This window comes from Sphingomonas sp. Leaf22 (assembly GCF_001421715.1).
Classification (GTDB): domain Bacteria; phylum Pseudomonadota; class Alphaproteobacteria; order Sphingomonadales; family Sphingomonadaceae; genus Sphingomonas.
Map to the genome: position 1 here is coordinate 29,367 of NZ_LMKP01000023.1, position 24,133 is coordinate 53,499.

The following is a 24,133-nucleotide window of genomic DNA, read 5'->3' on the forward strand; positions in this document are numbered from 1 at the left end:
GGCGTCTGGCGTTCAGGGGTGTGCGACCTTGATATCGGCCGCATTCGGCGCTTCGACTGCGCCGACCGGACGTTCGGAAAACACCGGTTCGTGCGGTTCGGGGATCGTGCTCTCATCGGCACTCCCCGCCGCATAGGAAGCCGACGAATCGCTGCCATCCGCCTGATGCGCCGTGGTCGGTGGCGGCAGCAACTTCACCTCGTCGTCGGTCCGGCGCGGTGTCGATCCGCGGAGCGACAGCAGCATGCCCGCCGCGACGCCGACTCCGCCCAGGATCGCCATGGTCGTCCATGGCCGCATCTGCGCTTCGAGCGCGAGGCTCTGCTTACGGACATGGTTGTCCTGGTTCGACCGTTCGCGGCCGTCCTTGCGCGGTTCGAACAGATTGTCCTTGGCACCGGGCGTCGCGGGGGTGTCGATCGTCTGCGCCTCTTCCTTGAAGAACATTTCCATGAACCGGTCGGCGCTGCGCGGCAGCAGGTTGCTCATCTTGGTCATCGCCATGCCGGTGCCGCCGATGGTCAGGTCGCGCTTGGGATGGGCGGCGGCAAAGCAGATCGCCTTGGCGACCAGTTCGGGATCATAGACGACCGGCGGGACGCGCGCCGGCTTGTCCATGCGGTTGCGGGCATGCTCGGGATAGGGGGTGTCGATCGCGGCGGGTTTGATCAACGTCACCGATACCGGGCGGCCTTCGGCCTCCATCTCCATCCGGAACGCTTCGGTAAAGCCCTGTACCGCATGTTTCATTGCGCTGTACGCGCCCTGCACCGGCACCGACCGGTCGGACAGGATCGACCCGAGATTGACGATCGCCCCGCTGCCCCGCGCCGTCAGTTCGCGCGCCGCATAGAGCGAGGCGGCGACGGTCGCGAAATAGCCGACGTCGAACACCCGGCGCTGCTCATCGATGCCGGTCGCCTCCAACCGCGCATAGAGCGCGACGGCGGCGTCGTTCACCCAGGTGTCGAACCCGCCGAACGCCTCGCGTGCCTTCGCCCCTATCCGTTCGGGCGCATCGGCGGCGGTGATGTCAATCGCGAGGAACTCCGCCTTGCCGCCCCGCAGCAGGATCGATTCGGTCGCCTCGCGCAGCGCGTCTTCGTTGCGGGCGACCAGCAGTACCTTCGCGCCTTCACGCGCCGCACGGCGGGCGGTGGCGAGGCCGATCCCCGACGAGGCACCGGTGATGACGATGGTCTGTTCGGACAGCGGCTTGAGCGTGACGGCCATGGGGGAACCTCCGAATGTCTGGATGGCGCGCTAACGCACGGCAACCGTCCGGGGTCCGGGCAAGCTATTGTTCCAGCACCGCCATCCGTTGCGGCAGCACCGCCATCACCGCGCGGCGCGCCTCACTGTCGATCGCGGTCCAGCGCGCGATCTCGTCGCGCGTCCGTCCGCAGCCGAGGCACCAGCCGGTGTCGGTATCGATCGAACAGACCAGCACGCAGGGGCTTTCGATCGCCTGCGCAGCGACCGGTTCGAACACGTCGTCCACCGGATCAGAGCGGGATGCGGACATTCAGGAAGGCGGGGACGGGGCCGTTCCAGCCGCCATCCTCGACCGCGTCCTGCTGGACGTAGCGCGCCGGGCGTTCGTCGCGCTGCTGGGGTGCGCGTTCCTCGCGTTCGCGACGGGGGCGGCGTTCCTCGCGCTCGGCGCGTGGCGCACGCTCGGCACGCGGTTCGCGCTCGGGACGGGGCTCGCGCTCGCGCGGGGCCTCGGGTGCCTCGGCTTCGGCGGCGGGACGGCTGCGACGGCCACGGCGCGGTGCTTCCTCGACCGCCTCAACCTCGGCGGTTGCCGGTTCGGGGGCGGCATCGTCCATGTTCAGGACCGGGATCTTCTGTCCGGTCAGCTTTTCGATATTGGCGATATTCTCGGCATCATCGGGCGTGACCAGCGTATAGGCGATGCCGGTCGCGCCACCGCGGCCGGTGCGCCCGATACGATGGACATAATCGTCGGGATGCCACGGCGCGTCATAGTTGAAGACGTGGCTCACGCCCTTCACGTCGAGGCCGCGCGCCGCGACGTCCGAGGCGACGAGGATCGAGACGTCCCCCGATTTGAAGCGTTCCAGTTCGGCGATGCGGGCGGACTGGTCCATGTCGCCATGGATTTCGGCCGAGCGGAAGCGGGCGCGCTGCAGGCTCTTGTTCAGTTCGCGGACCGTCGTCTTACGATTGCAGAAGATGATCGCGTTGCGGACTTCTTCGGTCGCCAGCAGCGTGCGCAGCACTTCGCGCTTCTTCGCGGCGCTGACCGGTACGACATGCTGCGCGATGTTCAGATTGGTCGATGCCGGGCGCGACACCTCGATCGTCTTGGGATTGTCGAGGAACTTGTCGGCCAGCTTCTTGATCGGCGGCGGCATGGTGGCCGAGAACAACAGCGTCTGACGCTGTTTGGGCAGCTTGGTGCAGATTTCCTCGATATCGGGAATGAACCCCATGTCGAGCATCCGGTCGGCTTCGTCGATGACCAGCATCGAACAGCCGGTCAGCAGAATCTTCCCGCGCGTGAACAGGTCCATCAGCCGGCCCGGCGTCGCGATCAGCACGTCGACGCCCTTTTCGAGCGCGGCGAGCTGGTCGCCCATCGACACGCCGCCGATCAGCAGCGCCATCGACAGCTTGTGGTTCGCGCCATATTTCTCAAAATTCTCGGCAACCTGCGCGGCGAGTTCGCGCGTCGGTTCGAGGATCAGCGAGCGTGGCATCCGTGCCCGACTGCGCCCCTGCGCCAAAATGTCGATCATCGGCAGCACGAACGACGCGGTCTTGCCGGTGCCGGTCTGGGCGATCGCGACCAGATCGCGCATCATCAGCACCGACGGGATCGCCGCCGCCTGAATCGGAGTCGGTTCGGTATAGCCCGAATCGTTGACGGAACGCAGCAGTTCGTCGGACAGGCCGAGATCGGCGAAGGTCATTGCGGTTCCATGGCTGGGGAACGCAACAGGCCCGCGCTCCGGTAAATCGGACCGCGCGTCGCGGAAAATGTCCGAAAAGTCAAGGTTGGCGTGTGCGCCGTCCGCAATTCAGCGCGCCGGGACCAGCGCGCGGAACTGCGCGATCCGGCATTGTCCGCCGGTGCGTGAGCGGATGACGTCGCGCGACGCGCACATCCGCCCGTCGCTGCTCGGTTTGATATACATGCCGGCATAGAAATCGAGCGACGGGCAATTGTCGGCGAGCCGCGCCCGCACCCGCCCGCCACCGTTCAGCAACAGATCGACGCTGTCGGTGCGGCTGATCGTCACCGCCGCGACATTCTGTAGGGGCAGGCAGCGGTCGGTACGTTTTTCGATCCACTGGATCGGCGGCAGCGCACGCGGCGCACTGAACGCGACGGGGGCGAAGGGCGCGCGGGGGACGCGAATGATCATCCGCTGGATGCGCATCTCGGTCCGCAACACCGTCGTCGCCGGCGGGTCGGCGAGCCGGCGCTGCGCGGCACCGGGCAGCGCGAGCAGGAGCAACATCAGGGTCGCTGCGGGAAGCGGCAGGGCGGTCACGCGGTGAACATCTCCGATCGGAATTTAACCGCAGATGAACTGGTCGCAAGGGGATAGCGGTGCTACCGCCCGCTCCATGATGCCGTCGCCCGTCGCCGCAATGGTCGCCGATGCCCGTGCGGGGCTGGGCGACCGGATCGTCACCACCGATGTCGAACGGATCGCGCCGTGGCTGACCGACTGGCGCGGGCGCTTTCATGGGCGAAGCGCGGCGCTGTTCGAACCTTCCGCTACGGAACAGGTCGCTGCGCTGGTCGCGCTGGCCGCGAAACATGGCGTGCCGATCGTGCCGCAGGGCGGCAATACGTCGATGGTCGGCGGCGCGACCCCGTCGGCGCAGGGCGACGCGGTGTTGCTGTCGCTCCGGCGGATGGATCGGCTGCGGCGTATCGATCCGGGACAGGCGGTCGCCGAAGCTGGCGTCATCCTTCAGAACCTGCACGAAGCCGCCGCCAATACCGACCAGCGATTCCCGCTGACGCTGGGCGCGCGGGGCAGTGCGACGATCGGCGGGCTGGTGTCGACCAATGCCGGCGGGACGCAGGTGCTGCGCTGGGGCAATATGCGGCGGCTGGTGCTGGGCGTCGAGGCGGTGCTGCCCGACGGATCGGTGCATGACGGGCTGGCGGTACTGCCCAAGGACAATCGCGGGTACGACCTAACGCAGTTGCTGGTCGGGGCGGAGGGTACGCTCGGCATCGTCACCGCCGCGACCTTGCGGCTGGCCCCGGCCATCGCCGAACGTGCCGTCGCCTGGGTCGGGATCGGCGATCCGCAGGCGGGGCTGGACCTGCTGCGCGCGATGCAGGCAAAGACCGACCGGATCGAGAGTTTCGAGATCATCCCCGCCGATACGCTAACGCTGGCCGTCGCGCATGTGCCCGGCGCGCGTGCGCCGCTGGTGGGCGACCATCCGTGGCAGTTGCTGATCGAGGCGGTCGCGGCCCCCGGCGAATCGCCGCCTGCGGCCCTGCTCGAAACGCTGCTCGCCGATGGGTTCGCCGCAGGACGGATCGAGGATGCGGTGCTCGCCACCAGCGAAGCGCAGGCTGACGCCTTTTGGCGGTTGCGCGATTCGCTGTCGGCGGCGGAGAAATCGACCGGGCCGGCGGTCCAGCATGATATTTCGGTGCCGGTCGACACCATGCCGCGGTTCATGACGCAGGCGGCCGCGGCCGCGGAGGCGCGCTTTCCCGGCACCCATGCCACCGCCTTCGGCCATCTGGGCGACGGCAATGTCCATTTCCACGTCCGCGCGCCAATGGGTGTCGACCCGGCCCGCTGGTATGCGCAGGACGCGCCGGTAATCACCCGCTTCGTCCATGACGCGGTGACGGCGGCGGGCGGGTCGATCTCGGCAGAACATGGCATCGGCCAGATGAAACTGGCCGAACTGGACCGGCTGGGTCCGCCCGCCCGGCTGGCGGCGTTGCGCGCGATCAAGGCCGGGCTGGACCCCCTAGGGCTGTTCAATCCGGGCAAGCTCGTATCGCTTGCGCCCCGCGCGACCAATCCATAGACGGTGGCACGAGGTACGCCCGGGGGGGCGGCCGTCCGGCAATCAGCCGGACCGAATTGAGTATCTGGAGACCCTGAAATGGCCAGCGCGCCGCAGAATCAATCGCTTCCGCTGTTCTACAACCAGCTCGAACCGCTTTCGAGCCAGACGCACGGCAACTGGAAGGTCCGTTCGTCGGATCGTGCGCCGTTCCTGACCGGGCAGCATGCGATTCCCGTCACGGTCGAGGAATTCCCGCTGGTGCAGCGCCGGATGCCGATTGTCTTTTCGGTCGGTGACGATCCCGTGCCGCTGGCGCTGATGGGCCTGAACGAAGGCGTCAACACCTTCCTCGACGACGATGGCCGGTTGATCGACCCCGAAACCTACATCCCGGCCTATATCCGCCGCTATCCCTATCTCCTCGCGCGCCTGCGCCCGGAGTCGGACGAACTGTCGCTGTGCTTCGATCCGACGTCGGACGTGATCGGTCCGTTCGAAGAGGGCGAGCCGCTGTTCGACGGCGATCAGCCCAGCGAAGTCACCAAGCAGATCCTCGCCTTCAACGAGCAATTCGAGCAGGCCGGGCAGAAGACCGGCATGTTCATGAAGGAGATCAAGGACATGGGCCTGCTGATGGACGGCGAAGTGTCGATCCAGCAGGAAGGCAACGACCAGCCGTTCGTCTATCGCGGTTTCCAGATGATCTCGGAAGAAAAGCTGAACGAGCTGCGCGGCGACCAGCTGCGCAAGATGCAGCAGTCGGGCATGCTGCCGCTGATCTTCGCGCACCTGTTCTCGCTGTCGCTGATGCGGGACGTGTTCGCGCGGCAGATGCGGCAGGGCAAGGTGCAGGCGCAGCCGGCGGCGGTTCCCACCTTCTGATGCGCGGCACCCGGCCGTTCCACGCCCAGCGTTATTCGCGCGGTGCGATCTTCTTTCACTGGACGATCGCGCTGCTCGTGCTGGTCAATCTGTGGATCGGCCTGGTCGGCGGGTCGATGGGCGTTCACAAGGCGGTCGGCATCACCGTGCTGGTGCTGACCGCCGGGCGCATCGTCTGGCGTATCGCCAACCCGCCGCCGCCACTGCCCGCCTTCGTTGCGGGTTGGGAACGGCTGGCGGCGAGCTGGACGCATCGCCTGTTCTATGGGTTGCTGATCGTCCTGCCGTTGAGCGGTTGGGCGATGGTGTCGGGGGCCAGGCGCTATCCGCTCGACTGGTTCGGGCTGTTCCCGATCCCGTATCTGCCGATTACACCTGTCGTTGCCGGGGCCGGTCATGAGGTCCATGAAGTCGGCGGCTTCCTGATGGCCGGACTGGTCGCGCTCCATGTCGGCGCGGCGCTGCGGCACCAGTTCCTGCTGCGCGACGGTATCGTTTCGCGCATGCTGCCGGGCGGACGGCGGACGCGCTAAGGCGCGTTGCGATAAAGTCACGGTCAAATGTAAAAAGGCTCTTGAAGCCGTCCGGACAGCTACCTAAATAGTGGTTACACGGTTCGATGTCCCCCCTTTCGTTGGACCGTGCGGCGCGTTTCACGCGCCTCCTCCCTGAACCTTGGCCACTCCGCGTTATACACGGGGTGGCTTTTTTCTTGAGCTATTCCGCTGCGATGCGGCGCGTCATGTTCAGCGCGACGTCGGCTGCCCGGTCGAGCACGGCCCGCACCAGCGCGATGGTCTTGCCGAGGCCCGCACCGGGCCGGTCGAGCGCCTCGTCGAGGTACAGGTTGCGGTCGATCTCCAGTTGCAGCGCATGGATGTCGGCGCGCGGCCGGGCGTGTTCCGACAGGATATGGCCGCCGGCATAGGGATGGTTGATCGCCAGCGGCAGCCCATGATCGCGCACTACCGCCGCGATCGATGCGGTCAGCTGTCCGCCCGCGCTCCGCCCGTACCGGTCACCGAGCACGATCTGCGCGGGCATGAGCCCAACCAGCGGCGGCATCGAATGCAGGTCGAGCAGGATGGCGATGCCGAATCGGGCATGCGCCGCCGCCAGTGCCGCCGCCACCGCAGCATGATACGGGGCGTGGTCCGTTGTGATTCGTTCGACCACTTCCGCATTGGTCAGCTTGCGTCGCCACATATTGTCTGCACCGCCGGCGCGACGGGGGATCAGCCCGATACCGCTGCGGACCTTGTCCGATGCGGCATGGCCGGCATTGCGTGGGTCCGCGCCCGCATCGACCTGCGGATCGCGGTCGCGCACCGGCGATCGGTTGAGGTCGATCCAGCCCCGCGCCCGTGTCGCCACCAGCATCGTTTCGTCGCGGTGCGCGCCCTGTGCGACCGCATCGACATACCGGTCCTCCAGCGCCGTCAGCCGCGCGACCGGCACCGTCAGCAGCGACAGCATCGCCGGCGGATAGTCGCGTCCGGCATGCGGCACCGACACCACCACGGGCGACACCGGATCGGCCGGACCGAAACGGCGAAAGGACAGGGGGGCGGGGATCATGTCCCGTACAGGATCACGGCCCGCCGCAGTTGTCGAGCATATCACTGGAAAATCTTAACCCGGACCGGCATACTGTCCGGGCTCGGGTCGAAGGGGTTGGGATGTACAGGATTTTGCTGGCCGAAGACGACCAGGTGATGCGCGAGTATCTTACGCGCGCGCTGGAACGTGCCGGCTATGGCGTCAGCGCGGTCGATCGCGGTACCGCGGCGATTCCGCTGTTGCGCACCGAAAGCTTCGACCTGTTGCTGACCGACATCGTCATGCCGGAAATGGACGGCATCGAACTGGCCCAGCGCGCCGGCGAGATGGTTCCCGACCTGCGCGTGATGTTCATCACCGGTTTCGCGGCGGTCACGCTCAAGGCGGGACGACAGGTGCCGCATGCCCGTATCCTGTCCAAGCCGTTCCACCTGCGCGAGCTGGTTGCCGAGGTCGACCGGCTGTTCGGGGAAGAAAGAGTGCCGACCAGCAATTAAGCGCTTGTCAGGCGGCAACCGCGCCGCTAACAGCGCCACTCCGGTTTCGATCTCTCCGGCAACAGAGAGATCGCCGGGCGCGTAGCTCAGTGGTAGAGCACTGTGTTGACATCGCAGGGGTCGCAAGTTCAATCCTTGCCGCGCCCACCATATAGAAAGCCCGTCAGGTGAATGCCTGGCGGGCTTTTTCGTTGTTGCGTTGGCTCGCCGACTCGATGGGCGCTTGGGCATTTACGTTCTCCGCCTGCGCGACGCCTTGCAATTCCGATGGCATGGCGGTTGCGCCATGAAACGGCCCGTCCCGTATTCGACGCGTACTGGCGCGATCAGGCGACATCAGCCGGAAGTATTGCTAAGGCTGGTCCTTCCAAGCGGTCAGAATCACGGAAGAGTTAATCTCGCTTGGAAGGTCGTTCCGAAAAATCGGTTGAAATTAAAGGGGGTTGTATGTCATTGCGCCCCGGTCAGCTTTTGGGAAAGGGGTGGCCACAACTTCGGGGGAAGACGATATGGAATTGGCGCGGTCAGACCATCATGGGGAGGCACCGACGGACGTGCCGATCCGGAAACCGGCGCATATTCCGGCGCTTGACGGACTGCGGGGCGCTGCCGCGCTGCTGGTCGTGGTTTCCCATTTCCAGACCCTTGGCCTGTCCGATGATCATATTCCGCATTCGGGCACGTTCGGGGTCATGATCTTCTTCGTCCTCAGCGGCTTCCTGATGGGTCATCTTTACCTGTTCCGGCCGTTTGACGGAGCCGCCGTCACCCATTTCATGGCATCGCGCATCGCGCGGGTCATTCCGCTATTCTATGCGGTGATCATCGGCTCCTATATCGCATCGAACATCTTCGGCAGCGACTTCGTCTATTATCTGACGACCTTCGATACGCTGAAGCATTTGCTATTTGTCGGCAGCAAATACGTCTTCTGGTCGATCCCGCCCGAAGTCGAATTCTACGTCGTGTTCGTCGGTCTCTGGTATGTCGTCGCGCGGCGGCACGTCCTGCGCTATCTGCCGGTCTTCGGGTTCGGGCTGGCGGCGATGTTCGTCCTGCAACCGATGTTCCCTGGCATCACCGTCTTCAACTCGCTGCCAATTTTCCTCGCGGGCGTCAGCGCGGCGGTGCTGTGCCGCTTCGTGCAGTTCGACCGGATCGACAAGCGTTCGGCGACGATCGTCCAGTGTCTGGGGATCGTCCTGATGCTGTCGATCTTCGTGGAGTTCGTCTCGACCGATCCGACCAAGACCGGCTTCGGATGGGAGCGCGGACGCGTCTACGAAAGCCTGCCGATGGCGTTGCTGTTCGGCGCGTTCGTGCTGTCCTTCACGATCGATACGAAGTTCGCGCGCCTCTTCTTTGCGAACCGGGTCATGCGGCGGCTTGGAGCGTACAGCTTCTCAATCTATCTGCTGCACGAACCGGTCGCCGACACGGTCCAGAACGCGTTGCAGGCATGGAACGTCCCGATCGCCCTGCAGATTGCTGTCATTCTGGCCGCGGTCGTCGGCGTGGCGTCGGTCAGCTTCCGCCTGTACGAAATGCCGATGCAGTCGGCTGTCAGGCGCGCCATCCTGCGCCTCGACCGGTACCGGGTTCGCGGTGCCACGATGTGGCGTGAGGCGCGGGCGGGCAGCCGGTAGGCTGGTATGCTCGCGACCGGGGGGTGACGCCGCCCGCGCCTGAACGTTTGCCGCCGCTCGTTCAGAATACTTCAAGTTCTGGTGAACGGATAGGGTCAGCGCCGGTTCGAATTCTTTAAATCGAACAGGCTTGGGGTTTTAAACCCGAAGCATCTGGTACTTTAGTCCATAGACCAGCATTGCGATTGGTGTTCCGGATGTTTCGACTCCGAAGCTGTGAAACAGCATTATTTTATCTATAGTTGACCGGTCATCATGTCTCGCGCGGCTAACGGGTCGACCGCCATATTTGATTCGGGACAATGCGTAATTAGAAATATACTGGACATTTCTGCGTATATCTGATGTTGCGGCTTTCGATTGCATCGGGGGGTGCAGAGGACGGGGCAGCGATCATGACGGTAACGAACCAGGCAAAACGTAACGAAGGGCGGGCACCTCGCCAATCGTGGATGGATCTGCTGCGCGGTCTGGCAATCCTGCTGGTCGTGGCGTTCCATTCGGTGACGATCCTGAGCCGGGTCGATCTGGTACCACCTGCTTGGCTCAAAGAAATCACCGACTTCTTCGCGCTTTACCGAATGCCGACGTTGATGTTCCTGTCTGGCTTGTTGTTGCCCAAGTCGCTGGAAAAGGGGTCGGCTACCTACTTCCTCGGCAAACTGCGCAGTGTCTGGTGGCCCTATCTGATCTGGTCTGCGGTCACGGCCATCGTCTTTTCCCGCGACGTGGGCAGCGTCCCGGCGATCTTCAGTCTCCTGAATGCCGGGAGTTACCTCTGGTTTCTGTATTTCATCGGCATCTTCTATTTCGTTGCCTATCTTGTGAAGTCGTTCAATTTCCTCATCGTTGGCGCGGCTATCTTTGGGATTGCGGTACTGGTGTCGTTCGGGTCGCCCGGCATCGTCGTCCATACGCGCATGTTCTACCTGATGACTTTCTTCTTCCTCGGCGCATTTGCCGGTCGGCATTGGGATGCCTTCCTCGCCCTCATCGATCGGCGCGAAAGCTTGATCGCGGCAGCAGTCGCCGCGATTGGCGGTGTTCTTGCCGCCTATTTCGACTTCAAGTCCGGACCGGCGTTCATCGCGCTCACCCTCGCCTTCGTCATCGCGGCATGCCATCTGTCGCGGAAGGTCGCGGACCGGCGCTGGACGCATCTGCCCAATTATGTCGGCCGCAATTCGCTGAAATTCTATGTCAGCCATTTCCCCGCCATCTATCTGTTCGATGTCATGGCGGTCCGGCTCGGTGTCACCAATACCGACATTCTCGTCGTCGCCAGCATCGTGTTTGCATTGTCGGTCGGACTGATCCTGTCGGTCTCGTCTGAGCGATCGAAGCCCGTGCAGTGGCTTTTCGCCTTTCCGAAGTTCGGCAAGCCGGCCGCGGTCCGTCCGGCCAGTGCGTGAATCTTGTTGCGGGTAGCCGTCTCGATAGCTGGTTCCCGCAGCGGTTCGTCGCGGTCGGGATGAACGCCACGCCAGGGAAGGTACGTCGTCCGGTTCGGCCACGGCCATTGCGCGTAACGCGATCCTTGTTAGCATTCTCCCAAATGAGGGGAAGAATAGCGATGCGCTGCTACGGATGGATTGGTCTCGCTGCGACCGTGCTGATGGCTGCGACGCCTGTTGCCGCGCAGCGGGTCGAGGAAGTGTCGATCGATCAGTTGCAGGCGCAGATGCGCGCGGGGGCGACCGACAGCGTCGCGGTCACCCGTGCCTATATCGCCCGGATTGCGGCGATGGATCGCGCCGGGCCGACGCTGCGCAGCGTCATCGCGCTGAACCCGGATGCGTTGCAACAGGCGGCGGCGCTCGATGCCGAGCGGCGGGGCGGGCGGGTGCGGGGGCCGCTGCATGGCGTACCGATCCTGATCAAGGACAATATCGAGACGGCGGACCGGGTTGCGACTACTGCCGGCAGCCTTGCGTTGCGGGACAACTTGACCGGGCGGGACGCGCCGCTGGTCGCCTATCTGCGGCGGGCGGGGGCGGTGATCCTCGGCAAGACCAATTTGTCCGAATGGGCCAATATCCGATCGACCCGGTCGATGAGCGGGTGGAGCGCGGTCGGCGGACTGGTGCGCAATCCATATGCGCTCGATCGTACCGCTTGCGGATCGTCCTCGGGATCGGGCGCGGCGGTCGCGGCCAGCTTCGCGGCGGCGGCGGTCGGGACCGAGACCGATGGATCTGTCGTCTGCCCCTCGTCGATCAACGGACTGGTCGGGTTCAAGCCGACGCTGGGCCTCATCAGCCGCAGCCGGGTGGTGCCGATCAGCCATAGCCAGGACACGCCCGGGCCGATGGCGCGATCGGTGCGCGACGCGGCATTGTTGCTGTCGGCAATGGCCGGACCCGATGCGACCGATCCCGCCACCGCCCGGACCGAGGTCCGGGATTATGTCGCTGGCTTGTCGGTCTACGCGCTGAAAGGGCGGCGGATCGGCGTGATCCGGCCAAAGGGGATGACGCAGCCGCTGACCCGGCGGTTCGACGCGGCACTCGCGGTGCTGCGCGCGGGCGGCGCGACACTGGTCGAGGTAACGCCGCCCAAGCTCGACGGGCTGGGCGAGGCCGAGCTGCTGGTACTCCAGACCGAGTTGAAGGCCGACCTGAACACCTATCTCGCCACCACCCCGGTGGCAGTGAAGACCCGCACCCTCGATCAGGTCATCGCCTTCAACCGCGCGAACGCGCCGCGCGAAATGCCGTTCTTCGAACAGGAAACATTCGAGGCCGCGGCAAAGACGGGGGGCCTGAACGACCCCGCCTACCGCGCGGCGCGGGCGAAGTCGTTGCGGCTGGCGGGTGCCGAAGGGATCGACGCGATGCTGAAAAGCGCGAAAGTCGATCTGCTGGTCGAGCCGACCTATGGCGCGGCGTGGCTCAGCGACCCGGTATATGGTGACCAATATGGCGGCCCGTCGGCGTCCGAACTGCCGGCGGTGGCGGGATATCCGCACCTGACCGTACCGATGGGGCTTGCGCAGGGGCTGCCGGTCGGTCTGTCGTTCATCGGCACGGGTGGTGCCGACCAGCAGGTATTGAACGCCGGCTATGCCTATGAACAGAAAACGCAGGCACGGATTGCGCCGCGTTACGCGGAGCGTGCCGAGGTGGGCGGGGGGCTGGAAGGCGTTCGGTAGGGGCCAAACAGCAACGTTCCAGTGCTCGACCACAATTTCAGCCTACCCCGGCGAAGGCCGGGGCGCAGCTAAGGCATTCCGGTAATTCACCGGGAAGGCATCGCAACTGGACCCCGGCCTTCGCCGGGGTACGGTGAAGATCTGGCTAGATCGGCAAGCTTGGCAAGGCCTCGTTCGCGCCAGACCGAAGCCGGGGACGCTACCCCAGCGTCTTCAACAATTCCGCCCACCACACGACGCCCGGATCGATCGTCGCCACCGGCACGCGTTCGTTCAGCCCATGGGCAAAGATTTCGCCGGGTTTCATGAACACGCCGCCGACGCCGAAGCTCGGGATACCCTTTGCGCGGAAATGCATCGAATCGGTCGCGCCGGCTTCCTGCATCGGCAGGACCGGCGTACCCGGTGCGCGTTTGGCGACCACCGTTTTGACCGCCGACACGACCTTCGGGTCGAGCGGAGAGGCACCCGCTTCGATCGTGCCGTTGTCGCGGAAGGTGACCGCGATCGTCGGGTCAGCGACCAGTTCGATCAGCTTCTTCTCGATCTCGGCGCGCGGCGTGCCGGGAAAGATGCGGCAGTTGATGTTGGCCATCGCCCGCTGCGGCAGGGCGTTGGGCGCATGGCCGCCGTTGAACATGGTGGGCACACAGGTCGTGCGGATTTGTCCCACATAGCGTTTGTCGGCGGACAGGATGTCGGCGGCGGCGGTATCGGCCGGATTGGCGGCGAACGCCTTCATCGCCGCGCCCAGCTCGCCGGGCGTCGCGGCGGCGGTCCCGGCGAGCGATGCCTTGGTGATCTCGTTCTGCTGCGGCGGGAAGCGATAGTTGGCGATCCGCACCACGGCGTTGGCCAGCACCGCGATCGCGTTGCGCGGTCCCGGCCGGCTCGAATGGCCACCGGGATCGGTGACGGTCAGGTGCCAGTCGCCATAGACCTTTTCCGCCGCCTGCAGGCCATAGGCGATCGGCTTGCCATCCTCGCCCAGCGCGCCGCCACCGGCATCGGCGTTCAGCACCAGGCCGGCATTGGCGAACGCCGCTGCCGCCGCCTGCGTCGTCTTCATCTCGGTTTCTTCGTCACCGGTCAGCACCAGCACGACGTCGCGCTTGGGCACCCATTTCTCGCGCTTCAGCTGCATCAGCGTCGCTACGACCAGCGACACGTTCGCCTTGTTATCCAGACTGCCGCGCCCGAAGACATAGCCGCCCTCCACCACCGGCGTGAACGGATCGCGGGTCCAGTCCTTCGCATCGGCGGCGACCACATCCATATGGCCGAGCACGACCGTCGGCTTCGCCTTGCGGTCGCGCCCGGCGATGCGCGCGGTCAGATAGCCGGTCTCGCCCAGCGGCACGAACGTCACCTCGGCATCGGCAAAGCCGGCCGACATCAGTTGCTGCTTCAGATAGGCGGCATAGGCCGGCACCTGCCCCTCGCCCTGCACCGTCTTGAACGCGATGCCGCGCGTCAGCAGCGTCAGCGCTTCCTTGCCCGCAGCGGAGATCGGCGCATCCTGCGCGATCGCGGCGGCGGGGAGCAGGGTGGCGGCTGCAAGGGCGACGAACAGGTGGCGCATGGACTTCTCCGACTAGGCTGCCGGCAGTCTGCGCAGGGGAAGGGGCGGTGCGCAAGACCGCCCGCACCCCCGTCACGCCGGCAGTGCGGCAATCGCCCTGGCATGGTCGGACACCAGCCGGATCGTCGTATCGCCGGTGAAGATGCCGTACCAGCCCTGCGGCTCGTGCGGGGGATCGCCCATATACTGGCGGTCGCCGTCCTGGAACCGGTAGTCGGGATGTGCCGCCCGCGCTTCGCCGTTCCATGCCCAGAAATTGGTGCCGGCGATCGGTCCGCCGTCCTGCATGTCCTTGATCGCCGCCGTATAGATGCGACCGTAGAAGCGGTCCTTGTACGTCGTCGCCACCGCCGGATCGTTGCTGCCGCCGTCGCGGGGATAGCCGAATTCCTCGATCACCATCGGCTTGTCCAGCCGGCGGGCCAGCGCGACATGGTCGGCGATATACTGGTCGGTCAGCGTCTCGCCACGCGCGGCGGTATTGGCGAGGTCGGTCTGCTTCACCCAGTCCCAGTTGTTGGGCCAGATATGGACGGTCAGATAATCGATCTCGGGAATGGCGTGTTCGGCCAGCACGATCTCTGCGCTTTCCAGCCCGCCCTTCAGCCCCTCGCTGCCGGTCGAGACCAGATGATTGCGGTCGATCGACTTGATGAGCTGCGCACTGTCGCGGACCCACGCATAGAATTGCGGCAGGTTCGCATGGGCCATGTCGCCCGACGGGCGCGGCTCGTTCGACAGCTGCCATGCCATGATCGTCGGATCGTCGGCGTACGGCTTGCCCGTCACGCCATTGGTCCGCCCGACAACCGCACGGATCCAGTCGCGATACAGGTCCATGGCGGCGCGATTGCCATAGAATTGGGCATTGAAGTTCGCGAATTCCGGCCATGGATGTGCCGGATCGTTCATGTTGATGTAGTTGCCGCCGTTGACGTAGGACAGGTACGTCATCATCCCGCCCGACCATTCCCAGAAGTTGGTCAGGTACAGCACAGCGCGAATGCCGCGCTTGCCCATTTCCGCCAGCGCATAGTCGAGCCCGGCGAGCAGCGTCTGGTTGTAATCCTTGCCGGGACCGCGAAAGCCCGGCTTGATCGAATTCTTGAGCGGCCCTTCCTCGCTCGACGCCAGCACGCGCAGGTTCGTCACGCCCATCGCCGCCAGCGCATCCAGTTCGCGGCCCAGCCGTGCCCGGTCGCCATAGGGCGCATCGGCCCCCAAATAGGCGGCATACCACATATTGCCGCCGACGAAGCGATAGCGCCGGCCGTCGAGCGACAGCCGCATCCCGTCCCGCCGCACGAAGCCGCTGGTGCCACCGGCGTTCGGCCGCGACAGGGGAGGGGCCATGGTACAGCCGGCGAGCAGCGCGCCCGATCCGATGAATCCGCGCCGTGCGATCGTCGTCATGCCGTCCAGTCCCTCATCCCTACGCCGGTCGTGCCGTCTGTCCCGGCAGACTGCGGAACCGGCGCATCGCTGTCAACATATGTATTTCGTTTTTGTTTATTCCTCGGGCGGAAGCGGTTACGCTCGTTCGCGACCGCCGGAGAAAATGAGCTGCGATGCGCTACCCCTGAACGATCTCATGGTTGGCAGTGTAGTTGGAAAGGTTTTGCCGCCTATCATCGGCGTCGGCCGACCGGCCCCCGGCATTCGCCGGCAAGCATGTTGCAACTGTCCCTTCGCACCCGAACCAGAACCGCATAGCCCGAGGACCAAAAGGACCGATATGCCCCGCCCCCTGATCGCCGCCCTCCTGCTGGCACTCCCCGCCATCACGCCGGCCCAGACCGTCGCCCCCGTCGCCGAAACCGCCACCCGGCCGATTCCGCTGCACATCGGCGGCCGCGTCGTCCCCGTCGACGGCGGGTATCAGCGGCAATGGCCGGGCACCTATCTCGAAGCCGCGTTCAAAGGCCGCGCCGTCGACCTGAAGGTCGGTCCGGGCGAGGTCTCGCTGCGCATCAGCATCGACGGCGCGGCCCCCGTCGCACTGGTCCGCCCCAAACCCGGCCGCTACCGCATCACCGCGCCCGGTGCCGGCCGCCATCGCATCCGCGTCGACGTGGTTAGCGAATCACAGGCCGGCCCGACCGGTCTGGGCGGCCTCTTCGCGCCGGCCGGTACCACGCCGCTGGCCGCGCCGAGGGCCGCCGCCCGCCGGATCGAATTCATCGGCGACTCGCACACCGTCGGCTATGGCAACACGTCGACCAGCCGCGACTGCACCGACGTGCAGGTGTGGGAGACGACCGACACGTCGCAGGGGATCGCCGGCCGCCTCGGCAAACGCTACGGTGCCGACATCCGCGTCAACGCGATTTCCGGGCGGGGCATCGTCCGCAACTATGGCGGTTTCGCAGCACCGACCGTGCCGCAGGCCTATCCCTACGCGCTGTTCGACGCCAAGACCCCGGCCGACGACGCGAACTGGCATCCGCAGGTTATCGTGATCGCACTCGGCACCAATGACTTTACGACTCCGCTGAAGCCCGGCGAACGCTGGGCCGATCGCGCCGCGCTGCACGCCGATTACGAGGCGCGCTATGTCGCCTTCGTCCAGGGGTTGCGCCGCCGCGACCCGAACGCCCTGTTCGTGCTGTGGGCGACCGACCTTGCCGATGGTGAGATCCTGCGCGAGGTCCAGCAGGTCGCGACCAGACTCCGCGCGACCGGCGAGACGCGCCTTGCGGTCGTGCCCGTCACCGGCCTCAACTTCGGCGGCTGTCATTATCATCCCGATCTGGCCGACGACGCAAGGATCGCCGCGGCGATCACGACCGCGATCGATGCCCGGGCAGACGTGTGGGGGCGGCGCTAGGACCGATCGACATTCAGCTATCAGGTCAGCGAACTGCTCCCCTGCCTGACAGGGGAGGGGCTGGGGGTGGGTCGGTCTGTGGCTGGGGAGTCGCTCCATCGCAGGCCAACCTACCCCCGACCCCTCCCTTGTCAGGGAGGGGGGCAGCCGAAACCCTACGGAATGTCGATCGGCCCTAAACCGACGTCACCGGCGCGGCGTCCTCGGCGGTGAGCATCCGCACTTCGTAAATCACCGCATCGCCCTGCTTCGCGGTCAAGGTGATGGTCGCCGCCGGGCGTCCCTGCGCTCCCGCCGACGGGATCGGATAGTCGAGCGCGACGAACCGGTCCGCCGCCGGCCCCTTGTGCGTCGCGGTGGCGAGCGGTGCGCCGTCGAGGGCGATGTCGATCGCGCGATCGACGTCGCGGCCCCAGATCAGCAGCCGCAGCACCGCCGGTCCCGGTCGCCGGGCCAGCGTCATGCCCAGGGTCTGGCCGGGCTTGATGCGCCGCGCCGACCGTCCCGACCAGTTCACGACCTCGCTGCCGCCCGGTACGACCTGATGGTCGCGCTCCGGCTGCATCTCGCCCATGTACAGCGTGTCGACGGTACGCCGGCCGAGCGTCCGTGCCTCGGCCTGCGCCCGCACATACTCGCCTCGCGCCGCCGCCCACCGATCGCTGGTGAAGGTCGGCAGATACACTGCCGTCCGCCGGTCCCATTGCGAATAGAAGGGGCGGAAGGTCAGCTTCTCGCCCAGCGCGCCGGTCGCGGTGAAGCGGTTGTCGCCCGCCGGCGTCAGGCTGTCGGCGATCGCGCCGTCGCTGACCAGTGCCGGCCCGGTACTGTCGAACGGCTTCGCCTCGCTGCCCATATCGGCGGCGAGCACCAGCGGGCCATAGGTGAAGGCGACGATCGTCGGATCGTCGGGCGTCGCTTCGGTCGCCAGCGTCATCGGCAGCGTCAGCGCGACGGTATCGCCCGCGCGCCACCGCCGGTCGATCACCGCATAGCCGCCGCGCATCACCGGCGCGATCGCCTGTCCGTTCAGCGCCACGACCGGGTTCTTCGCCCAGCCGGGCAGGCGGATCGCGATCGCCTGCCTGCCGCGCGGTGCGCGCCGGACGGTGAGCGTCCCGTCGCCCTTCAGCGGCATCGCGGTATCGAGATCGACCGCCAGTTCCCGTTCGCTCCAGTCGAGCTTCGATGGCACGAACAGGTTCAGGTACAGCGTGTCCGCATCCTGCCACCAGATCGAATCGGCATGTTTGGCATGGCTCTCCATTCCCGACCCGACGCAGCACCAGAAACTGTCCTCGGGGCTGGAATAGGTCCGCCGCGCCCCGGCCGCCAACGGCATGAAATAGACGAAGCGGCCGTCGCGTGGCCGCTGATGGGCGAGCATGTGGTTGATCTGCACCCGTTCGTAGAAATCGAACCAGCGTGCCTCGGGCTGCCAGCCATAGAGATGCCGGGTCAGCTTCAGCATGTTATAGCTGTTGCACGCCTCGCACGTCGCCTCGCCCAGTCGGTTCGACAGCTGGTCGGGCTGGCCGAAATGCTCACGTTCCGAATTGCCGCCGATGACATAGCTGTGATGCCCGGTCACCCGCTGGTGAAAGAAGCGCGCCGCCGCCGCATGGGCCGGCGCGCCGGTCAGTTCGTGGAGGCGGGCAAGGCCGATCACCTTCGGGATCTGCGTATTGGCGTGCAGCCCGGCCAGCCGGTCCTGTCCGGCGGTCAGCGGGTCGAGCACCGCCTTGTGCCGGATCTTTTCCGCCATCCGCAGCCAGCGGGCATCGCCGGTCAGCGCATAGGTATCGGCATAGCTTTCGTTCAGCCCGCCATGCTCGGCGGCCAGAATACGCTGCATCTGTTCGTCGGAGCGCGGTTCGAGCACGCCGGCCAGATAGCCGGCCATGCCGAGCAACACCGGCATGGCCCGTGGATTGCGCGCCAGCACATGCGCGTCGATCAGCCCGGCATGAACCTTGTGCCATGTATAGAGCGGCACCCAGCCGCCGTTCAGGTCGAACCCGTTGCTGCGGATATCGCCGCGGCGCAATTCCTCGAACACGATCTTGCCGTCGACCGCCCGGCCATCGCGCTCGACGGTCGTGCCACCGACATAGCCGTCGCCATGCGCCGCCTGAATCCGCGCCATCTCCTTCAGCGCATGGTCGAGCCGCGTCGCGACCGCCGGGTCGCCGGTATTGGCGACGGTCAGCGCACAGGCCGACAGCCAGTGGCCAAGGCTGTGCCCGGCAATCCCCTGCGCCTCCCAACCGCCATAGACCGGCTTCGGCGCAGGCAGTCCGGCCGAAATATAGAAATTATGCAGCAGCCGTTCGGGGTCGAGGTCGAGCAGATAGCGGCGATTGGCGGCGAAGGCATCGGCGAAGGGCGATGGCTGCAACGTCACGAATCGGGCGGGGATCGGTTCGACCCGACGCATCGCCCGAGTCGCCGCGAACGCCGATGTGCCGAACGGCAACAGGCTGGCACCGATCATCAGGCTCCGGCGACTGATCGGCAGGACCCGGCCGGGTCCGGTGCCGTGCGGGATCGGGGGCGTGACGGGGTTCGGCATGGACGGTCCTGACTGACGGTTTGGCATCGCTGCGTCTTCAGGAAATAATTGTCTGACTTTTGAAAGAACGTCAACCGGCGATGGCGCAATCCTGCCAATGATATCGCTATCATCGCCGCCACCCAATGCGCTTGTCATGGTGCGGCCTGTTCGATCCCGCTGTATAAAATCCGGGCCTAATCAGGCGCGAACCCGATCCTAGCGCGCCAATCACGATCTGCGACTGAAGTGCAACATCCCTGACATTTTTCATATCGTCCCCATTGCATTCCCCCATCCTCACGGTAATTGTCAGAGTATAGATAGGCCCAATCAAGGGCCTGATCGGGGAGAGTTTCATGGTCGTCAGGGCCGGGATGCTGGTGTCGGCATCTGCAATCGCTTTGTTCCTTGGCATGCCCGCCTATGCGCAGGTGACCGGTGCAACGCCCGGCGTCCCCGCCGATGGCCCGGAACAGGCCGGCGACGGCACCGTTTCGCGCGACCCCGCCACCGACGAAGGCGACGAGATCATCGTCACCGGCGTGCGGGCATCGATCCTCGGTGCGCTGAACGTAAAGCGCAACGCAACGCAGGTCGTCGACTCGATCGTCGCCGAAGATGTCGGCAAACTGCCCGACAATAATGCGATCGAAGCGTTGCAACGCGTCAGCGGCGTGCAGGTGACGAACCGGGCGGGCGGTGAAGCCGCCGCGATCTCGATCCGGGGTCTGCCCGATGCGTTGACGACGATGAATGGGCGCAACATATTTACCGCGTCGGGGCAAAATTTCTCGCTGGCGGATATTCCCGCGAACCTGGTCAAGCGGATCGACGTGTACAAGACGCGCGCCGCCGACCAGATCGAGACCGGCATCGCCGGCCAGATCGACGTGTTCACCCGGCGTCCGTTCGATTTCAACGGCTTCGCGCTTTCGGGCGTCGCGCGCGGCATCTATAACGAACAGGCCGACAGCATTAATCCCAACGTGTCGGGGCTGATCAGCAATCGCTGGGAAACCGGGATCGGCGATATCGGCGTGTTGGTGAGCGGCAGCTATGCGCGCACCAAATATCGCGACATGAGCGTGACGGCGGGTGCGATGGTGCCGTTCGCAACGACCGCCAATCTGCCGCGCGGCAGCGGCGCGGCCAATGTTTGCGTGCCGTCCAATCCGAACGGCTGGACCGTGCTCGAACGGATTGCGCCGACGGATTGCCGTGCTCCGGGGCAATCGCTTTGGCAGCCGGGTCTCGAACGCGGGTTGCCAACCGCGCCCGGATCGACATTGCGGATCAACGGGCAGGACGTCCCCTATTATCTCTCGCGCGACGCGGTGTTCAGCCCCGACGTCGCGGGCACGCGCGAACGTCCGGCGGTGAACGCCGCAGTGCAATGGTCGCCGAACAGCAGTTCGACTTACACCGCCGAATTCTTCTGGAACCAGTTCCGCGCGACGACGCAGAACAGCCTGTTCTTCAGCTTCGTCGACTGGTGGGGCGGGCTCGGCGCCAATCCGGCCTCGACGATCGAACTCTATCCCGACACCAACATCGTCAAGGCGCGCTCGGTCGGCGACGTGTTCGGGTTCAACAGCGGCGACTATACCCGGTCGAAGACCGACAGCTTCGTCTATGCGCTCAACGCCGACTGGAAAGTGGGCGATAACGGCCGGATCACCGCCGATCTGTCGTATCAGAACAGCCAGTTCGACACCCAATTCCTCGCGATGCGCCTGAACCGCGTCGCCAGCCGGATCGATGTCGATTTCAATACCCGGGGCGGCATCCCCGCCTATAATTTCGACAATAACGACCTGCTGGTCGATCCGACCCGGTGGACCGTCGGCGAATTCTACGACAATGCCAACCGGTCGAAGGGCGATGCCAAGACGCTGCACCTCGACGGTGAGAATAAGTGGGACGAAGGTTTCCTGCGCCGGGTGAAGGCGGGCATCCGCGTCGACGATCGCAACGCCGTCGATTCGGTGCGGTCGCAGGATGCGGGCGCATTGGGGCGGCGCTTCTCCGATCTCGATCCGGGCCTGCAACTGACCAACAAGGACTTTTTCGACGGGCGTGCCAGCGTGCCGACGTCGTGGCTGGTCCCCAACGGCACCTATATCTACGAAAATGCCGACGCGATCCGGCAGTTGTACAAAAGCACCGTCGCCCCCAATTTCCTGCTGTCGGATCAGCTGCGCCTGACCGACGTGTTCGACATCAACGAAATCACCATGAGCGCCTATGCCATGGCCGATGGGCAGTTCGACCTGTTCGGACGGCCGTTCCATGTGCAGGCCGGCCTTCGCTACACCGATGTCGACACGAATTTCGTGTTCACCGACCGCTATAACGGCACCGTCACCCGCGCATCGAACGGCACCGCGCGGTTCCTGCCGAGCGCCACGTTGCGCTACGACGTGGCCGACGATTTCCGCATCCGCTTCAACTATGGCGAGACGCTGCGCCGGCCGGCGTTCGGCGATCTCAACCCCAATCCCAATCTGGTCGGCGACCTGACCAATATCGGTCGCGGCAGCGGGTCGTCGGGCAATCCGAACCTGCGCCCGACCATCGCCAAGAATTACGACCTGTCGGCCGAATGGTTTTTCGAACGGGGCAGCGCGATCTATGGTACGCTGTTCCGGCGGGAGATTGACGGGCTGGTCGTGCCGCTGACGTCGGTGCTGACCATTCCCAATACCGGGCTGAACACCAACGTCTTCGCCGTCACCCGTCCCGAAAACGCCTCGAACGGCGTGCTCAAGGGGATCGAGCTGGGGCTGACCTATTTCCCGACCTATCTGCCCGCGATCCTCGACGGGTTCGGGTTTCAGGGCAGCCTGACGCTGCTCGATTCGAACCAGAACATCCCGCTGACCGACAGTGCCGGCAATGTGACCGGCGAGACGCAGTCGGCCTTCTTCGGCGTGTCCGACCTGTCGTACAATGCGACGCTGGCCTATGAGAAGGGCGGCCTCGGTGCGCGTCTGTCCTATGTCTGGCGCAAGGCGTTCCTCGCCAACAACGAAGCGCGGCTGTTCGCCAATCCGATCGGCGTCTGGCGGCGTCCCGAAAGCAGCCTCGACTTTCAGCTGACCTATGCGGTCACCAACCGGCTGGGGCTGACGCTCGACGCGGTCAATCTGACCAGCCAGACGCAGCAGAATTATTACCGGTTCGAGGATGCCGGCAATGCCGACCAGTTCAACCTCGGCACCACCCTGCTCTCGCGGACCTTCGCGGTCGGGCTGCGCTACTCGTTCGACTGACGCGCATCGCCCGCTGTGATCCAATCCCTTTCTGACGGAGTGACCCCCATGATCCGGTCCACGCTTCCGCTCGCCGCCCTCGTCCTGCTCGCCGGTTGCAACGGTATTTCGGGTACCGATGCCAGCGGCAATATCTCGGCACCGGTCGCACCGGCTCCGACTCCGACTCCGACGCCGACTCCCACGCCGACCTCGACCGCGACGTCGGGCCTGCTGGCGCTGACCGGCGACACGATGCCGGTCCATGACCCGGCCATCCTGAAGGACGGCAACACCTATTTCCTGTTCGCGACCGGGTCGGTCACCGATCGCGAAGGGTTGCTGGCGACGCGGACCTCGACCGATCTGACCGCATGGACGTGGCGCGGTCCGGCCTATACCGCGCTGCCGGCATGGACCGCGACCGCCGTGCCCGGCACGTCGGGTATCTGGGCCCCCGACATCGTCAAGCGCGGCGGCGAATATCGGCTGTATTATTCGGTCTCGACCTTCGGCAGCAACCGGTCGGCGATCGGCCTGACCGTCAACAACGCGCTGAGCGTCAACAGTCCCGCGACCGGCTGGGTCGACAAGGGGGCGGTGATCCAGTCGAACACCACCGACAATTTCAACGCGATCGACCCGGCGGTCTTCACCGACGCCGATGGCGGCGAATGGATGGCGTTCGGCAGCTTCTGGTCGGGCATCAAGATGGTCCGGCTCGATCCCGCCACCGGCCTGCGCCTTGCCAGCGACCAGACGATCTATCCGCTGGCGACGCGCCCGGCACCGGGTGCGATCGAAGCGCCGTTCGTCGTCCGCCACGGCGACTATTACTATCTGTTCGCATCGTTCGACGCCTGTTGTCAGGGGGCGGCCAGCACCTACAACACCGTCGTCGGCCGGTCGCGGACGCCGACCGGGCCGTATCTCGACAAGAGCGGCAAATCGATGCTCGACGGTGGCGGTTCGCTGGTGCTGGCATCGGGGCAGGGGACCGATTCGCGCTATGTCGGGCGCGGCCATGTCGCGGTGCTGCAGGAGGCGACCGGCGATCATATCGTCTATCACGCCTATGACCGCGAACGGAACGGCGCACCGACGCTACAGATCCAGCGGCTGACATGGGATGCCGATGGCTGGCCGGTGGCGCAGTAA

18 protein-coding genes and 1 tRNA gene are annotated in these 24,133 nt (G+C 65.4%); 11 read left to right on the forward strand and 8 right to left on the reverse strand.

The window, feature by feature from the left end:
* Positions 1-12 precede the first annotated feature (12 nt).
* From ASE70_RS10985 to ASE70_RS11000, 4 genes are all read right to left on the reverse strand, one after another.
* Entirely contained in the window at positions 13-1,233 is a 1,221-nt protein-coding gene (locus ASE70_RS10985) for an SDR family oxidoreductase (protein WP_056504716.1), read from the reverse strand.
* Positions 1,234-1,297: 64 nt separating this feature from the next.
* Positions 1,298-1,501, reverse strand: a complete 204-nt coding sequence (locus ASE70_RS10990; protein ID WP_235519831.1) for a DUF1289 domain-containing protein — start codon at positions 1,499-1,501, stop codon at positions 1,298-1,300.
* 4 nt (positions 1,502-1,505) lie between these two features.
* Positions 1,506-2,939, reverse strand: a complete 1,434-nt coding sequence (locus ASE70_RS10995; RefSeq protein ID WP_056504720.1) for a DEAD/DEAH box helicase — start codon at positions 2,937-2,939, stop codon at positions 1,506-1,508.
* Positions 2,940-3,047: 108 nt separating this feature from the next.
* On the reverse strand, positions 3,048-3,524 hold the full coding sequence (locus tag ASE70_RS11000) for a hypothetical protein (RefSeq protein ID WP_056394261.1): 477 nt from the start codon (positions 3,522-3,524) through the stop codon (positions 3,048-3,050).
* A gap of 76 nt (positions 3,525-3,600) precedes the next feature.
* Here ASE70_RS11000 and ASE70_RS11005 point away from each other — a divergent pair, with 76 nt between their 5' ends.
* The 3 genes from ASE70_RS11005 (at position 3,601) to ASE70_RS11015 (ending at position 6,440) form a co-directional block, all read left to right on the forward strand.
* Complete coding sequence (locus tag ASE70_RS11005; RefSeq protein ID WP_056504722.1) at positions 3,601-5,043, forward strand: FAD-binding oxidoreductase; 1,443 nt, start codon at positions 3,601-3,603, stop codon at positions 5,041-5,043.
* 78 nt (positions 5,044-5,121) lie between these two features.
* A complete protein-coding gene (locus ASE70_RS11010; RefSeq protein ID WP_056394265.1) occupies positions 5,122-5,907 on the forward strand; it encodes a SapC family protein in 786 nt (261 codons plus the stop codon).
* Entirely contained in the window at positions 5,907-6,440 is a 534-nt protein-coding gene (locus ASE70_RS11015) for a cytochrome b (protein WP_056394268.1), read from the forward strand. The genes ASE70_RS11010 and ASE70_RS11015 overlap by 1 nt, the downstream gene beginning before the upstream one ends.
* Before the next feature lie 184 nt (positions 6,441-6,624).
* Here the strand turns inward: ASE70_RS11015 and ASE70_RS11020 are convergent, their stop codons facing one another.
* Positions 6,625-7,485, reverse strand: coding sequence for an N-formylglutamate amidohydrolase (locus tag ASE70_RS11020; RefSeq protein ID WP_056504727.1), 861 nt, complete (start codon positions 7,483-7,485; stop codon positions 6,625-6,627).
* A 101-nt stretch (positions 7,486-7,586) separates the two neighbouring features.
* On the opposite strand from ASE70_RS11020, the gene cpdR reads away from it, so the two are divergent.
* The 5 genes from cpdR to ASE70_RS11045 all read left to right on the forward strand — a co-directional run bounded on the left by cpdR (position 7,587) and on the right by ASE70_RS11045 (position 12,761).
* Positions 7,587-7,964, forward strand: a complete 378-nt coding sequence (gene cpdR, locus ASE70_RS11025) for a cell cycle two-component system response regulator CpdR (protein WP_056394277.1) — start codon at positions 7,587-7,589, stop codon at positions 7,962-7,964.
* A 75-nt stretch (positions 7,965-8,039) separates the two neighbouring features.
* Positions 8,040-8,114 (forward strand) — tRNA-Val (locus tag ASE70_RS11030).
* Positions 8,115-8,518: 404 nt separating this feature from the next.
* A complete protein-coding gene (locus ASE70_RS11035) occupies positions 8,519-9,610 on the forward strand; it encodes an acyltransferase family protein (protein ID WP_162235972.1) in 1,092 nt (363 codons plus the stop codon).
* A 452-nt stretch (positions 9,611-10,062) separates the two neighbouring features.
* Positions 10,063-11,022 (forward strand): acyltransferase family protein, encoded by a 960-nt coding sequence (locus tag ASE70_RS11040; RefSeq protein WP_056504728.1) that lies wholly within the window; start codon positions 10,063-10,065, stop codon positions 11,020-11,022.
* Positions 11,023-11,225: 203 nt separating this feature from the next.
* Complete coding sequence (locus ASE70_RS11045; RefSeq protein WP_235519832.1) at positions 11,226-12,761, forward strand: amidase; 1,536 nt, start codon at positions 11,226-11,228, stop codon at positions 12,759-12,761.
* Positions 12,762-12,960: 199 nt separating this feature from the next.
* Here ASE70_RS11045 and ASE70_RS11050 read toward each other — a convergent pair whose 3' ends face one another.
* Positions 12,961-14,343 carry a M20/M25/M40 family metallo-hydrolase gene (locus tag ASE70_RS11050; protein WP_056504734.1) on the reverse strand — a complete coding sequence of 461 codons (1,383 nt, stop codon included), beginning with the start codon at positions 14,341-14,343 and terminating at the stop codon, positions 12,961-12,963.
* Positions 14,344-14,415: 72 nt separating this feature from the next.
* A complete protein-coding gene (locus ASE70_RS11055; protein WP_056504738.1) occupies positions 14,416-15,756 on the reverse strand; it encodes a glycoside hydrolase 5 family protein in 1,341 nt (446 codons plus the stop codon).
* 322 nt (positions 15,757-16,078) lie between these two features.
* Here ASE70_RS11055 and ASE70_RS11060 point away from each other — a divergent pair, with 322 nt between their 5' ends.
* Positions 16,079-17,170 (forward strand): SGNH/GDSL hydrolase family protein, encoded by a 1,092-nt coding sequence (locus ASE70_RS11060; protein ID WP_056504740.1) that lies wholly within the window; start codon positions 16,079-16,081, stop codon positions 17,168-17,170.
* A 175-nt stretch (positions 17,171-17,345) separates the two neighbouring features.
* Here the strand turns inward: ASE70_RS11060 and ASE70_RS11065 are convergent, their stop codons facing one another.
* Positions 17,346-19,742: a glycoside hydrolase family 127 protein gene (locus ASE70_RS11065; protein WP_082450987.1), complete on the reverse strand. Its 2,397-nt coding sequence runs from the start codon at positions 19,740-19,742 to the stop codon at positions 17,346-17,348.
* Between the two features lie 338 nt (positions 19,743-20,080).
* Between ASE70_RS11065 and ASE70_RS11070 the strand changes: the two genes are divergently transcribed.
* Together ASE70_RS11070 and ASE70_RS11075 are read left to right on the forward strand one after the other, a co-directional pair.
* Positions 20,081-22,996, forward strand: coding sequence for a TonB-dependent receptor (locus ASE70_RS11070; protein ID WP_056394297.1), 2,916 nt, complete (start codon positions 20,081-20,083; stop codon positions 22,994-22,996).
* Positions 22,997-23,044: 48 nt separating this feature from the next.
* Positions 23,045-24,133 (forward strand): arabinan endo-1,5-alpha-L-arabinosidase, encoded by a 1,089-nt coding sequence (locus ASE70_RS11075; protein WP_056394300.1) that lies wholly within the window; start codon positions 23,045-23,047, stop codon positions 24,131-24,133.

Excerpts from the sequence above, each read along its gene's own strand:
- ASE70_RS10985 (WP_056504716.1), bottom strand. The coding sequence starts at position 1,233 with ATGGCCGTCACGCTCAAGCCGCTGTCCGAACAGACCATCGTCATCACC.
- ASE70_RS10995 (WP_056504720.1), bottom strand. The coding sequence starts at position 2,939 with ATGACCTTCGCCGATCTCGGCCTGTCCGACGAACTGCTGCGTTCCGTC.
- ASE70_RS11005 (WP_056504722.1), top strand. The coding sequence starts at position 3,601 with ATGATGCCGTCGCCCGTCGCCGCAATGGTCGCCGATGCCCGTGCGGGG.
- ASE70_RS11010 (WP_056394265.1), top strand. The coding sequence starts at position 5,122 with ATGGCCAGCGCGCCGCAGAATCAATCGCTTCCGCTGTTCTACAACCAG.
- ASE70_RS11015 (WP_056394268.1), top strand. The coding sequence starts at position 5,907 with ATGCGCGGCACCCGGCCGTTCCACGCCCAGCGTTATTCGCGCGGTGCG.
- ASE70_RS11020 (WP_056504727.1), bottom strand. The coding sequence starts at position 7,485 with ATGATCCCCGCCCCCCTGTCCTTTCGCCGTTTCGGTCCGGCCGATCCG.
- cpdR (WP_056394277.1), top strand. The coding sequence starts at position 7,587 with ATGTACAGGATTTTGCTGGCCGAAGACGACCAGGTGATGCGCGAGTAT.
- ASE70_RS11040 (WP_056504728.1), top strand. The coding sequence starts at position 10,063 with ATGGATCTGCTGCGCGGTCTGGCAATCCTGCTGGTCGTGGCGTTCCAT.
- ASE70_RS11045 (WP_235519832.1), top strand. The coding sequence starts at position 11,226 with ATGGCTGCGACGCCTGTTGCCGCGCAGCGGGTCGAGGAAGTGTCGATC.
- ASE70_RS11050 (WP_056504734.1), bottom strand. The coding sequence starts at position 14,343 with ATGCGCCACCTGTTCGTCGCCCTTGCAGCCGCCACCCTGCTCCCCGCC.
- ASE70_RS11055 (WP_056504738.1), bottom strand. The coding sequence starts at position 15,756 with ATGACGACGATCGCACGGCGCGGATTCATCGGATCGGGCGCGCTGCTC.
- ASE70_RS11060 (WP_056504740.1), top strand. The coding sequence starts at position 16,079 with ATGCCCCGCCCCCTGATCGCCGCCCTCCTGCTGGCACTCCCCGCCATC.
- ASE70_RS11065 (WP_082450987.1), bottom strand. The coding sequence starts at position 19,742 with ATGCCGAACCCCGTCACGCCCCCGATCCCGCACGGCACCGGACCCGGC.
- ASE70_RS11070 (WP_056394297.1), top strand. The coding sequence starts at position 20,081 with ATGGTCGTCAGGGCCGGGATGCTGGTGTCGGCATCTGCAATCGCTTTG.
- ASE70_RS11075 (WP_056394300.1), top strand. The coding sequence starts at position 23,045 with ATGATCCGGTCCACGCTTCCGCTCGCCGCCCTCGTCCTGCTCGCCGGT.